10 protein-coding genes are annotated in these 12,039 nt (G+C 65.1%); 5 read left to right on the forward strand and 5 right to left on the reverse strand.

Features of this window, described 5'->3' with window-relative positions:
• Nucleotides 1-53: 53 nt before the first annotated feature.
• Both LQV16_RS21095 and LQV16_RS21100 read right to left on the reverse strand, forming a co-directional pair.
• The gene (locus LQV16_RS21095) at nucleotides 54-1,589 is read right to left on the reverse strand and encodes a hypothetical protein (protein WP_229995811.1); all 1,536 of its coding nucleotides are present in this window, start codon (nucleotides 1,587-1,589) and stop codon (nucleotides 54-56) included.
• A 310-nt stretch (nucleotides 1,590-1,899) separates the two neighbouring features.
• Nucleotides 1,900-2,460, reverse strand: a complete 561-nt coding sequence (locus LQV16_RS21100) for a potassium channel family protein (RefSeq protein ID WP_229995812.1) — start codon at nucleotides 2,458-2,460, stop codon at nucleotides 1,900-1,902.
• A 254-nt stretch (nucleotides 2,461-2,714) separates the two neighbouring features.
• Here LQV16_RS21100 and LQV16_RS21105 point away from each other — a divergent pair, with 254 nt between their 5' ends.
• The 3 genes from LQV16_RS21105 to LQV16_RS21115 all read left to right on the forward strand — a co-directional run bounded on the left by LQV16_RS21105 (nucleotide 2,715) and on the right by LQV16_RS21115 (nucleotide 6,462).
• Entirely contained in the window at nucleotides 2,715-5,255 is a 2,541-nt protein-coding gene (locus LQV16_RS21105) for a LuxR C-terminal-related transcriptional regulator (RefSeq protein ID WP_229995813.1), read from the forward strand.
• Nucleotides 5,256-5,410: 155 nt separating this feature from the next.
• Nucleotides 5,411-5,827 (forward strand): hypothetical protein, encoded by a 417-nt coding sequence (locus LQV16_RS21110; RefSeq protein ID WP_229995814.1) that lies wholly within the window; start codon nucleotides 5,411-5,413, stop codon nucleotides 5,825-5,827.
• A gap of 182 nt (nucleotides 5,828-6,009) precedes the next feature.
• A complete protein-coding gene (locus LQV16_RS21115; protein ID WP_229995815.1) occupies nucleotides 6,010-6,462 on the forward strand; it encodes a universal stress protein in 453 nt (150 codons plus the stop codon).
• A gap of 78 nt (nucleotides 6,463-6,540) precedes the next feature.
• Here the strand turns inward: LQV16_RS21115 and LQV16_RS21120 are convergent, their stop codons facing one another.
• The 3 genes from LQV16_RS21120 to LQV16_RS21130 all read right to left on the reverse strand — a co-directional run bounded on the left by LQV16_RS21120 (nucleotide 6,541) and on the right by LQV16_RS21130 (nucleotide 9,149).
• Nucleotides 6,541-6,837 carry a hypothetical protein gene (locus LQV16_RS21120; RefSeq protein ID WP_229995816.1) on the reverse strand — a complete coding sequence of 99 codons (297 nt, stop codon included), beginning with the start codon at nucleotides 6,835-6,837 and terminating at the stop codon, nucleotides 6,541-6,543.
• A 79-nt stretch (nucleotides 6,838-6,916) separates the two neighbouring features.
• Nucleotides 6,917-7,771 carry an IclR family transcriptional regulator gene (locus tag LQV16_RS21125; RefSeq protein WP_229995817.1) on the reverse strand — a complete coding sequence of 285 codons (855 nt, stop codon included), beginning with the start codon at nucleotides 7,769-7,771 and terminating at the stop codon, nucleotides 6,917-6,919.
• A gap of 124 nt (nucleotides 7,772-7,895) precedes the next feature.
• Nucleotides 7,896-9,149 carry a family 1 glycosylhydrolase gene (locus LQV16_RS21130; protein ID WP_229995818.1) on the reverse strand — a complete coding sequence of 418 codons (1,254 nt, stop codon included), beginning with the start codon at nucleotides 9,147-9,149 and terminating at the stop codon, nucleotides 7,896-7,898.
• 373 nt (nucleotides 9,150-9,522) lie between these two features.
• Here LQV16_RS21130 and LQV16_RS21135 point away from each other — a divergent pair, with 373 nt between their 5' ends.
• The gene (locus LQV16_RS21135) at nucleotides 9,523-11,076 is read left to right on the forward strand and encodes an ABC transporter substrate-binding protein (RefSeq protein WP_229995819.1); all 1,554 of its coding nucleotides are present in this window, start codon (nucleotides 9,523-9,525) and stop codon (nucleotides 11,074-11,076) included.
• 80 nt (nucleotides 11,077-11,156) lie between these two features.
• Nucleotides 11,157-12,039 (forward strand): ABC transporter permease (locus LQV16_RS21140; protein ID WP_229995820.1); only part of this gene is annotated, 883 nt, incomplete at its 3' end.

Consider the following 12,039-nt stretch of genomic DNA (forward strand, 5'->3'; position numbering starts at 1 on the left):
CCGGAAGTCTGCCCGGGCACTCGCGCTGCCCTCTGCCTGGCTGGCGCGGCTCCTCAGGCCCCGGGCTCTCGGGGGATAGGGATCGTGGGATTCGTGTCGTCTGGAGCACCCGCCATGGTGGACGCTGGAGGAGGAACGGGCGCGGTGGGGGGCGCTGTGACGGACTCGCCCTCTGGCTCGGCTCCGGGCTCGCCGCCTGCTCCGGTGCCGGGAGTCGGCTCGGCGCCGGGAGCCGGTTCGGTGCCTGGAGCCGGTTCGGCGACTACAGCCGGGCGGCACAGCAGTTCGACCAGGAGAATAGCCAGTACGGCAAGGATCGCTGTCCAGATGGCGACGGCCGCCGTCGGGTCTTGCCAAAAGATCAGCACAAGCGCAGCGATTCCGATGACGGTGGCCTCGAGTATCCGCCGATAGCGGGCCAACCAGAGTTGCCATGGTTTGGCCTGGCCGCCGCCGACCTTGCCGGTGATGTAGTCGCCCGCAGTCGCCAAACCATGCCGGACATACTCCGCAGGACGCGAGTGGCCGCTCAGGAATGCGGCCAAAGCAATGATGAGTCCTACCGCGAAGACCAGGCGCAGGCTCGTGCGCAGAGGTACCACGAGTGTCTCAACCAGGCTTTGAGCCGCCGCCGGCGAGACGGCGTCCGGCGGAATTGAGTTCAGGAGAATGCTGCGCCCGATCACAAGTCCCAGCGCCAGCAACGCCATGGATATGGCGACGGCCAATCCGACGCCGCTGGTGGTGCTCCGTTTCCGGCCGCGCGGGGCCACGGCTACGGCGCCCACGGCGCTGATCACCGTCAGCCACGCCAATATTGGGGCGGTCTGGTCCAGCGCTCTGATGGCGTTGGTGGCCCGGACCAGTTCTGGCGACTGGAACAGGGGGATCTGCGCGTCAACGTCCGGGATCCTGGCTGCGATGCCGACCCCCTGCTGGACGAGGGCGGTCTTGACCCGGGCAATGATCTCCTTGGTAGAGATTGTCACCGTGCCGCTTTGGTCGATACTTACGGCGCCGCCCGTGTTCCCGGTGGCGAGGTTCACCAGGCCCTGGTGCGCCACCCGGTTCACCTGGATCCAAAGATCCTGGAACTGCGGTGTGGCTACGAATTTGGATACGGTGGAATGAATGAGGTTCTTGGTCTGCTCCGCAATCACCGGCGCCAGCCCGGTGATCACCGCGGCCACGCGCGGCGCCGTTTTGCTGAGTTCGTTGAGCGCATCCCGGGTGATGGTCTCGAGGTCCACGGAGTCGGTGATCTGTTGTGTGACCTTGTCCGCGATCTCGGCCTGGATCGCAGGGTCCGACGCCAAGGGCGCCACAGTTGCCACATAGCGATCGGTGTCGAGGACTTCACTGCGCAAATACATGGCAGGCACAGCGGCGAAGGCCAGCACGGCCGTCAGTACCACCAGCACGATGGCTACTATCCGGCGAGCCAGCCCCGGGTGTCCACCGGCTGGCCTCGGGTGGGCCTTCCGGGCAGCGTCCCGTTCCTGCTGGAGACGGGCAACCTCCGCCCGAAGCCGCAGTATTTCTTCCTGTTCCGGGCCGCCGGGGCTCGTGGGCTGATCTTGAAGAGACATGGATTCCGCCTAGGTAGCAACTCGTCGACCCGGCCCGATGTCCTGCGGCTGGGCAGTCACGCCTAGTTTCATTGTTCACTCGGCGGGCCGGTCCAGCCCCACCCGCACAGGGTGATCTGTCACCCCATGGAATGACCTGCGAGGTCCGTCACCGCGTGGGCGGCGCACACGAAGAAGTCTTGATGGGCACACCGGAACCCGGCATGTCCAAGGTGTGGTTAAGTCCGCTGCTTCACATCCGCGTTCATATGCGCCAATTTTCAGCCGGTCCTCGCGATGTCATCCCTTTCGGGTGATGAGGACGGCCGGTTCAGGGTTGCTGCCCCAGACGCCGCCCTGCCGCGAAAAAGGCGACTTTTGCGATGAGCAGGAGAGCGCCCAGGTCAGCAATCATTTGGACTGATACGACTGCCCTTGCCAGTTGGCTTACCGGAGCAATGTCGCCAAACCCCACGGTGGCAAACGTGGAAGTCGTGAAGTACAGGGCGTCTGTTTTACTCAGCTGTTCAGTAAATGACGAAGGGTAGGTGATTGACATAGACGTGTACAGCAGCGCGAACAGACACAGAAACATCAACAGGCATTCGAAGACAGCCTCGGCCGCCCGGACCTTGGGGATATGCGCCACGAGTATAAACCGCAATTGAACGGACAAGGCGGCGAAAAAGACCAAGACGACGGCCGCCAGGCGGATCCAGGCGGCCGCAGGATTGTCCCCGTTGAATCCCCCTACGGGGACAGCGAAGTAGACGAAGAAGACAACTGCCGAAAATGCAGCCAGACGTACTACCGCGAAAATAATGACCCGCCTTCGGCTGGCCTTGTCGAGCTCGTGAAGGAAAATCGGGTCCGTCTGGCTGCCGTGCTTCATAGGCATGACTGATGATACCGCCGCTCAGGAAATTCGTGCCGTGCCGCTTTCGGGGCCAGGGCCGGCCGTTTTGGTCGCGCCACACAATGATGCACAAGGGGTCTTTGCGCCCTGTTGGTGCCCATTTTCGCCCGCCTAGCATGTGCTACGTGGGAGAAATGTCGAATGTCGGATGGCTGCCTGGTCCTCAGTTCAAGATCCGGCCACCTTTGCGCGGCCTTGGAGCGTTGGAACGTCCGCGCCTGGAAAACGCATTGTCCGCGTCCGCCGATTCGCACCGACTGACGCTCGTCGCAGCGCCGGCCGGCTACGGCAAGTCCACGTTCCTGGGCGATTGGGTCCGCAACTGCGATCTGCCGTGCGCCTGGCTGTCGCTCGATCGGTTCGATACTGAACCGGCACGTCTTTTTCACGGGGTTGTCGGGGCAATCCAGCGTGCGGCCAGCACGTTGCCCCTTCCGGGCAGCGATGCCCTGCTGTCCCTTGACCAAGGCCTCGCCCACGACCGGGCTGCCTCCTACGACCTTTTGCTCCGTGCCCTCGAGGAGCTCACGGAGCCGATTGTCCTGGTGATCGACGACGTCCATTTGGCCGGGCCGGGGCTGGCGAACGGGATAGTGGGGGTGCTTGCCGCGTCGGCGCCCCCGTCGTTGCGGCTGGTCCTCTCGGGACGGGGCCATACTCCCATCCAGCTGGAAAGGTTCCGGTATGGCGAGGGCCTTGGTGAGCTGCGGGCCCCCGAGCTTGCCTTCACGCAGGAGGAAGTCGCCAAGTTTGCGTTTTCGCTGGGACAAGGCGCAGCCTTTGACGCCGGATCCCTCTGGAGAATGACTGCCGGCTGGCCGGTCGCGGTGCATGCGGGCATCGTCTCGCTGGCGCAGTCCGGTAACGTGCCGGTCACGACGCCGGGCACCGCGGCCAAGCATGTACCGCTCGCCGACTACGTCGCGGAAGAGATCCTTGATCAGCTCGAGCCGTCGCTGGCGGAGTTCATCTTGCGGGCAACTACTTGCGACTGGCTTGGCCGCCGGCTCGCCGTCGAACTCTATGGCCGGCCCCACGGCGGCGTGCTGCTTGAGGAATGCCTGCGCAACGGCCTCTTCATCGAGGAGCACGATTACCGCGGCGGCGAATCGATGTACCGCTGGCATTCCCTCTTCGCGGCGCAGTGCCGGCGAATCCTTGAGCGGCGCGATCCGCTCCTTGCCGAGCGTCTTCACCGCGTGGCAGCGCGGTACTACCAGGACACCGACGTCGTCGAATGCGCAGCCCAGGCGCTGCCAGGGCGCGCTCCACGCCAAGCCGTGATGTCGCTGGGAGCGCACTGGCTCGACTTCGTGGTCGGCAACGACGCCCAGACCCTCGAACGGCTGTGCCGGGACCTGCCCACGCCGTGGAGCGAGGACCCCGAGATATTGATGATCAGATCCGTCTGCCGTGAACTTGCCGGCGACAGCACCGCGGCGTCCGAGCTCACCGAGCGGGCGCTATCGCGGACCTTCGTCCTGGATGCGCTTCGCCGCCGGCGGCTTGAGGGTTGCCGGGCCCACTTCGAACCGACGACTGGCATGGGCCGCACGGACCTCCACGCCGCAGCGGCTGAAGCCGGCCGGCCGAGCAGGGACATTTCTGAAGACGGCCACTCCGCCGCCTGTTCGACAGGACTGTTCTTGCTTGCCCAAGCGGAATTTCGGCTGCACCGTACTGGCGAACTCGCGGCTGCCCTGCTCCAGGCGGCGGCCGGGACCGGAACCGGGGAGCAGCTGGAAGGGATTGAGATCTGCGCCCAAGCGGATCTAGCGTTGGCGTTTGCCGGAGCCGGTGATCTGGTGCACGCTTCAGAGCATGCCACGCGGGCGGTGGAGCGGGGCGATGCGCTGGGCTGGAATTCGCAGGAGCGGCTGGCTCCGGCCTGGCTGGCACGCGGAATTGCGTGCTACTGGAATGACAACCTGACAGCTGCGCAAACGTACCTTGCGAAGGCCCAGAGATTGGGCAGTGACCTGTTCCCGTCCGGGCCGCTGAGTGTCGTATATCGGGTTCTGACTGATTGTGCCACTGGCGATCCGGCCCGGCTTGCCGAATCCAGCTCGGTCCTGGAGTCCTTCCACGCACGCGGGCTGTACAGGGTGTCATGGAACGCCCTGCACACGATTGCCGTGGCGAAGGTCGCTGAAGCCCAGGGTGACCTGGACGGCGCGCTGGCGATCGCGCAACCGCTGGGCGCTGGCGGGCATGGGGCACTGGTGGATACGCTGCTGGCGGAGCTGCTGCGTCGGGGAGGGGAGATCAAGGCCGCCCAGCGCTGCACGGAGTCGCTGATGCATCGTCGCGGCAACTCGTATGTCGACACCTGCGCGAGTCTGACCGAGGCGCTTGTGGCGCACGGAACCGGAGATACTGCCACGGCGCATGAACGGATTGAACATGCGGTCCACCGGGCGGAGCCAGGATCCGTCCTCCGCCCCTTTGCGGAGCGGAGAGAAGAGCTCGCAGAATTGCTCGTGCAGCACGCTGTCTGGGGCACCGCCCACGAATCCTTCATCGCAGCCCTCATGGCACGTGATAGCCAGGGTGACGCACGGCTTCGGACACAGTCCTACTGGAGCCTGACCGAGCGCGAACGCGAAGTCCTGGCCTATATGCGCTCCATCATGACCGCGGCCGAAATTGCCGACGCGCTGTACATTTCGGTCAACACGGTCAAGACTCACGAACGGTCCATCTACCGAAAACTCGGGGCCGGTAGCCGGCGCGATGCTCTAAAGACGGCCGCCAAGCGCGGCATCGTTTGAACCTGCGGCCGGGAGGGGCCGGAGCCGGGAAGTTCACCCGGACCGGGTGAGGTCAGGGTTGGGTGAGGGATCGACACTGGTTGTAACCGTCAGTGGTTGCCGGGCTGCCGGGCTCCGGGTTCCCGGGGGACGGTCCCTTTCGGAAGGATTCTCCAATGTTGAAAGCACATCGCGTTTTTGTGGGGCCGGTTGCGCTTGGGGCGGCAGTTGCGCTGCTGACCGGTTGCGCGCCCACCCCGCAGGAAAATGTGTCGCAGGCCTGCGCCGCCGCCAGCGCCTATGCTGCTGCCCTGACGAATTTCAAGGACACCTTGAAGCCCACTGCCACGGTGGAGCAGGTCAAGACGGCCCGGGACCAGGTGGCGAAGACCTACGAGGAAATGGTCAAACAGTCCCAGGACGTGGCGAAGGACCGGGCGGATGCGGTGAAGACGGGCCAGCAGAATCTTGAGTCGGCTGTGAAGGCTGTTCCCGATGACGCGACCCTGACGCAGGCCGCGAACTCGTTGCGGGACGAGACGGTGAAGCTTCAGGCCGCGGCCAGCGACCTCAGGAGCCAGCTCAAGTGCTAGCGACCCGGTAGGGTCCAGGAAGTGCCGCCATTGGCGGAGGCTACTGAGATGGCAGGTAGCCAAGGCTATCCTGGACGCCGGCACCATCAGCGCTGTTGAGTTTGACCAGATCAACAGCAAGGTTGTCCTCTGGGGCCAGAGGCCTCTAGGCACCCCATTGGCGGCGATGAAAGTCTGGAATCATGACAAGTTCGGATCCTTTTGTGATTGTGGTCGGGTTTGACGGCTCCAAGCAGTCGCGTGGCGCCCTCGAATGGGCCGTCGACGAGGCCCGGTATCGCGATGCCGAGCTGCGAATAGTGACTGTTTGGAGCAAGGCACCGATGTCGTGGTACCCCGCGCTGCTGGAAACCGCCGCGGGGGAAGTCGTGGCGGAAGCGTCTCCGGAGCAGCAAGCCGCAGCCCTCGGCGCGGAGGCGGCGAGGGCTGCGGAGGGTTTAAAGGTGGTGACGCGGACCGTCCACAGCGACTCGGCGGCGTCGGCAATTCTTGACGCCGCACGGGAAGCCAATCTGGTGGTGGTCGGCTCGCGCGGCCACGGCGGCTTCGCGGGCCTGCACATCGGATCGGTTTCCGCCCAGGTGACCGGCCACTCGCCGTGCCCTGTCCTGGTGGTCCGTCCGATACCTTCCTGAGTCTCCCGCCGACAGGCCGCGGACGTTCAGCGGCTTATCGGCGAGAAATTGGAATAAGTCGGTGCGACTTACCCGGCTTCAGGGCAGTACCTTGTAGAGGTCGATGACCGTCTCTTCGGGCTGAGCGGTGAAGCCGCCCTCAATTCCCTGTTGCATCCGGGGCATGAGGATCGTGTCCCGGAATTTCTCCCAGCTCTCCTTCGAGTCATGGACGGCCATGATGGTCCAACCGCCCTCGGAAGACCCGGCGGCATGGAAGATCTGACCCTCCGGCAGGCGCCCCTCGCCTGGATGGACCGCCGCAAGCGACGCCTCGTACTGCTCCTTGGTGCCTCCCCGGAAAAAGTGCACGATTCCGTAGGGCGTGGTCTCCATAACAACTCCTAGGCTGGTGGTTGGGACTGGACAAAGCCAGTCCTAGACTCCGCCACCGTTCACGTCAAGTGCTTTTGCCTTACGCCTGCGCCTGGTGCCGCACTCCGGCGCTGGCCTCGGCGTTGAACCCGAGATTTCGGGAGACCGCCCTGGCTGTGGCCTGGACTGCCGGCGCCAGTACGTTCGGGGGAGTCGCGCCGTCGGGAACCACGATGGAAAGTGCTGCGGCGACGGCGCCCTGGGCATCGAAAATGGGGGAGGCCACGGAGACGGTCCGGGAGGGCGCTGACCTTCTGATCATGGCGACGCCAGTGCGGCGCACGTCGGACAGCGTGCGTCTGAGTTGCCCCTCCGGCATGGCGTCCACGCCGGCCTCCTCATCAGCGGGTTGCTTGATGACGGCTTCCTGGAATGCCGTGTCCGCACCGGCCAGCAACACCAGGCCGACGGCGGTGGACCGGAGCGGTGCCCGGCCGCCCACCCGGTACGCCACCTCGGTAGCCTGCTTGGACGACAGCCGTTCAATCAGCACGGCCTCGTCCTTGTCGAGCACAGCCAGGAGGACGTGATGGCGTGTTACTTCGAAAAGGTCCTCAAGATAGGGCAGCGCGATTTCCCTCACGCCATGGCCCCGAGGCGACAGTGACGCGACTTCCCACAGCCGTACTCCGACGACGTATCGACCGTCGTCGAGCCTTTCCAGCGCACCCCAGGCCACCAGCCGGGCGATCAGCCGGAGCGCCGTCGGCGCTGGCATGTCCGCGTACCTGGCCATTTCGGAGAGCGTCAGGGCGCGACGCCGGTCCGTGAACACAGCCAGAAGGCTCAAGGCACGGTCGATGACGGGTTCGCCCTGCTTTGGCCGCTTGCCGCGTGCAGGTGCGGGGGGTGTGGGCCCGGCGCTGTCCGGATTCCTTTGCGGGACTGCTGTCATTTCAACCGTTCCTAGTTCGTCGCCAGTGACCCCCACCACAATAGTGTTTCGCCCAATGAAACTCCTAGCCAATGCCCCATGGCTGCGGCACTCTTGGGTGGGGCGTCAACTGGCCGGCGCCGGTTCAAACGGACTCAGTCACCCTCGTCCCGGCAAGGCTGCCGAGGAACTTGGCACTCGCCTTTGGGGTCCGTTCCTGCGTGGCCCGGTCCACCGCGATGAGGCCGAACTTCGGACCGTAGCCAAAGATCCACTCGAAGTTGTCGAAGGCTGTCCAGGCGATGTAGCCGCGGACGTCGATGCCGTCGGCCAGGCAGGACGCCACGCCGGCTACCGCCGTGCGGAGGTACGCCAGCCGCTGGGCGTCGTCGTCGGTGGCCAGGCCGTTCTCCGTGATGATGACAGGGATGCAGGCGATCCTGGCTGCCTCCCGGATGGTCGCTTCGAGGGCCTCAGGGTAAATTTCCTCGCCCATCTGGTTCGTCTCGGCACCTTCGGGGACCGGCGCCACTCCGTCCGGGCCGAACACCGTCCGGCCGTACGTCTGGATCCCCACGAAGTCGTCGTCGCGGGACGCCACGAGGAAGCGTTCGTTGACCTCGCGACGGATCCTGTCCGCCCGGTCCTGGCCGCCTTCGGCTGCCTGGATGTCGGTGTTGGCCAGGGTCCACCCGACCGGGAGCTCCGGCCGGATCGCTTTGATGGCGACCCGGCCCTCGCGGTGTGCAGCGAGCTTGATGTCGAAGCCGGCCTCGGAGACCGTGAATTGGAAGGGCGCCACCCGGCTCGCGTCGATCCCGAGCCGGTCTGCTGCGGCCGCCCACAGCGGCACCTCTGCCCTGCGTTCGGGGGCCTCGCCGCCGAGACCGAGCTCCTTGAGCAGCCAGGGGAGGTTCGGCTCGTTGAGTGTGCAGGCGACGCCGATGAGGTCGCCGAGGTGCCGCATGGCCCGGTCGCAGTAGCGGGCGAACCGTTCGGGGGTCTGCGGGTCCTCCCAGCCGCCGGCCGCCAGGAGCCATCTGGGTGAAGTGAAGTGATGGAAAGTGACTACCGGGGTGAGCCCGTGTTCATGGCAGGTCTCGAGCACGCGGCGGTAATGATTGAGTTCCGCCACTGAGAAACAGCCCTCTTCGGGCTCGATGCGTGCCCACTCCAGCGAGAAGCGGTAGCTGGTGAACCCCAGGCCGGCGATCAGGGCGATGTCCTCGCGGTATCGGTGGTAGTGGTCGACGGCGTCTCCGGACGGTTCGGCGAAGATCGTTCCGGGGAGCCTCTCAAGGAACCAGCAGTCACTGTTGACGTTGTTTCCCTCGACCTGGTGGGCTGCCGTGGCGACGCCCCACAGGAAATCGTGCGGGAAGGCAAAAGAATCGGTCATCTGGTTCCTTTCGATCTGAGCGCCAAGCGACTGTGCGTGGGCTGACTGTCCATCCTCCGTGGTCAATGTCAGGGGCGGGGTGGCCGTTTTCATTGGTTGAAAGGCTCATCGCTGTTGACGCGGACATTGCGCGTCCACCCGGGACCCGTCCGGAGTGACCCCCACCACAATACTTTTTCAATCAATGACATTCTCGTGTTTCCGTTTGAGGCGTCGCCGTGATCCTTGAGTGAGCCGGTCACCGAGACCCATCTGACGAGAGGGGCTCCGGCGCAACGGCCCGGAAGCTGGTCATGGACGATCGGCATACAGGCCGCCAGGCTCCCCGGATGTTGACCCCCGTTTGCTGAGAAAGAATGCGAAGGCGCACTACATGAAACTTCTGAACTCCACCGCACGACGGAGCGCGGCCGTTCTGGCCGGGGCGCTTCTCATGAGCTCGCTCACCGCCTGTGGCGGCGGGTCCCAGGCGGCAACCGCCGCCAACAAAGACACACTGACCATCGCCGTCGACAGCGACAGCGCTTCCTTCGGCTTCGATCCGCTGCGCGTCGCCGACGCGCAGCGGCAGTTTTTTGAAGGCCTCTACGAAAACCTCATGACCCTGCAGCCGGACGGTTCTGTTGGACCGGGCTTGGCCAAGGAGTTCAGCTACAGCGCGGACAATACGGTCCTTACGCTGACCCTCAAGGAAGGCGTCACCTTCACGGACGGCGCTACCCTGGATGCGGCACTGGTGAAGGCTAACCTGGACCGCCGCAGCGACCCTGCACTCAGCGCCTACTCCGCAATCGCCCAGGGCGGAGCCCAGGAAATCACGTCGGTGAGTGTTGTCAGTCCCACGCAGGTGGCCATCAAGTTCGCCAAGCCGCAGCCAGGGTTCGAAAAGAACCTCGCCTCCACCATGGGCATGGTTGTCGGCAAGACCGGTGTTGCCGACACGGCCAGCCTCGCCGCAACCCCGGACGGCTCCGGCCCCTACACGCTCGACCCCTCCACGGTTAAGGGCAACAAGTACGTCATGGTGAAGAACGCCAAGAACGCCGACGCCGCAGACTACGCCTACAACAAGATCACCTTCAGCGTCATCCAGGATCCCCAGGCGCGCGCCAACGCTCTCGTCTCCGGCCAGGCCGACGTCGCCATGCTCACCTCACCCACGGTGGACTTCGCAAAGTCCAAGGGCCTCGGCGTGTCCCAGATCGGTGGAACCCTGCACACCATGGTTTCCTTCGACAAGACCGGGAAGACCGCCCCCGCCTTTGCCAGCGAGAAGGTCCGCCAGGCGTTCCAGTACGCCATCAACCGCAAGGCCCTGGTAGAGGCACTGCACAAGGGTGACATTCCCGCCTGGAACGCCCTGCCCAAAGACTCCGCCGGGTTCACGGCGGAACTGGAATCCACATTTGCCTACGACCCGGAGAAGTCCAAGAGCCTGCTGGCCGAGGCCGGCTACGGTAACGGCTTCGAGTTCACCATTGTTGGCAGCGCCGAAACCCAGACGGACCTGCAGGCCGTCCAGAAGGATCTGGCCGCCGTCGGAATCAAAATGAACATCAAGATGGCTTCCTCCACCGATGAAGCCTTCGCGGCCGTCGCAACCACACCCCTCGGCTACGCCGCGCTCGGCTGGGACAACCCGGTGGGCCTGATGTACGGCGTGGTCCTGAACGGGTTCACCAATGTGCAGAAGGCTTCCGATGAGCAGTTGACGGCCGCCACGGGCGAGGCCGCAGCCGCGAAGGACGACGCCGCCAAGAAGACCGCCCTCACCAAGCTCAACACCCGCTTGGTGGAATCCGGCTGGATGATCCCGCTCTACGAGTCACTCACCAACCAGGGCTACAACACCAAGAAGGTCCAGCAGGTGAAATTCGCGGGTTCGAACGCGTACCCGCTGCTCTCGTCCTACGCACCCGCTAGCTGACCACTGAACCCTGCCGCATGGCCACCCCGCCTTTGCAAGGGGGGCAGCCGTCCGGCAGGTCCTGACCGATGGAGGTCACCATGGCACTATTCATCACCAAGCGTCTGCTGATGGCGCTGGCCACCGTGCTGGTCGTCGCGGTACTGGCATTCATGCTGGTGCACGCGATGCCCGGCAGCCCCGGCGCTGTGTCGCTCGGTGCCGGCGCCTCCCAGGAGGCCATTGACGAGGTCAATCGGCGGCTCGGCTGGAACGACCCGCTCCTCGCCCAGTTCTCCCGCTGGTTCGCAGACGCAGTCCAAGGCAATCTGGGCACGTCCCTCATCGACGGCCGATCCGTCTCGGCGGACCTGGCCAACAGGCTGCCCGTGACCGCGTCGCTGGCCGCCGGCGCCACAGTGCTGAGCGCAGTCCTCGGCATTGGCCTGGGCGTGACGGCGGCGGTCCGCGGCGGCATCACAGACCGCATCGTCGGCGGGATCTGCGGCCTGGCCGTGGCGCTGCCTGCCTTCTGGATCGGCATCATCTTCGTGTACCTGTTCGCCGTCCAGTCCTCGGTCTTTCCCGCCACCGGTTACGTCCCCTTCGAGGTCTCGCCGCAGGACTGGGGCCTGTCCCTGGCCTTGCCCGTGATCACGCTGGCCGTAGGCGGCGCGGCGTTCATTGCCCGCCAGACCCGGGCCTCCATGCTCGAGGCGCTGCAGCAGGAACACATCCGCACGCTCCGCGCCACAGCCACCCCCACCTGGAAGATCCTCTACATCCACGCCCTGCGCTACGCCAGCCTCCCCATCGTTGCCGGCATCGCACTGCAGTTCATCGGACTGTTCGGCGGTTCCGTCATCGCGGAGCAGCTGTTCGCCATGCCGGGCCTGGGCCAGGCCGTCCAGACCTCCGTCAGCACCCACGACGCCCCCGCCGTCCAAGGCGTGGTGGTCATCGCCACCGTCGTGGTGGTGGCAG

Origin of the sequence: Arthrobacter sp. Bi26 (assembly GCF_918697925.1) — a bacterium.
Lineage (GTDB): Bacteria > Actinomycetota > Actinomycetes > Actinomycetales > Micrococcaceae > Arthrobacter.

Bases quoted from the DNA above. Each gene is read 5' to 3' on its own strand.
- LQV16_RS21130 (WP_229995818.1), bottom strand. From the start codon at position 9,149: ATGACCGATTCTTTTGCCTTCCCGCACGATTTCCTGTGGGGCGTCGCC.
- LQV16_RS21095 (WP_229995811.1), bottom strand. From the start codon at position 1,589: ATGTCTCTTCAAGATCAGCCCACGAGCCCCGGCGGCCCGGAACAGGAA.
- LQV16_RS21135 (WP_229995819.1), top strand. From the start codon at position 9,523: ATGAAACTTCTGAACTCCACCGCACGACGGAGCGCGGCCGTTCTGGCC.
- LQV16_RS21125 (WP_229995817.1), bottom strand. From the start codon at position 7,771: ATGACAGCAGTCCCGCAAAGGAATCCGGACAGCGCCGGGCCCACACCC.
- LQV16_RS21110 (WP_229995814.1), top strand. From the start codon at position 5,411: ATGTTGAAAGCACATCGCGTTTTTGTGGGGCCGGTTGCGCTTGGGGCG.
- LQV16_RS21115 (WP_229995815.1), top strand. From the start codon at position 6,010: ATGACAAGTTCGGATCCTTTTGTGATTGTGGTCGGGTTTGACGGCTCC.
- LQV16_RS21120 (WP_229995816.1), bottom strand. From the start codon at position 6,837: ATGGAGACCACGCCCTACGGAATCGTGCACTTTTTCCGGGGAGGCACC.
- LQV16_RS21100 (WP_229995812.1), bottom strand. From the start codon at position 2,460: ATGAAGCACGGCAGCCAGACGGACCCGATTTTCCTTCACGAGCTCGAC.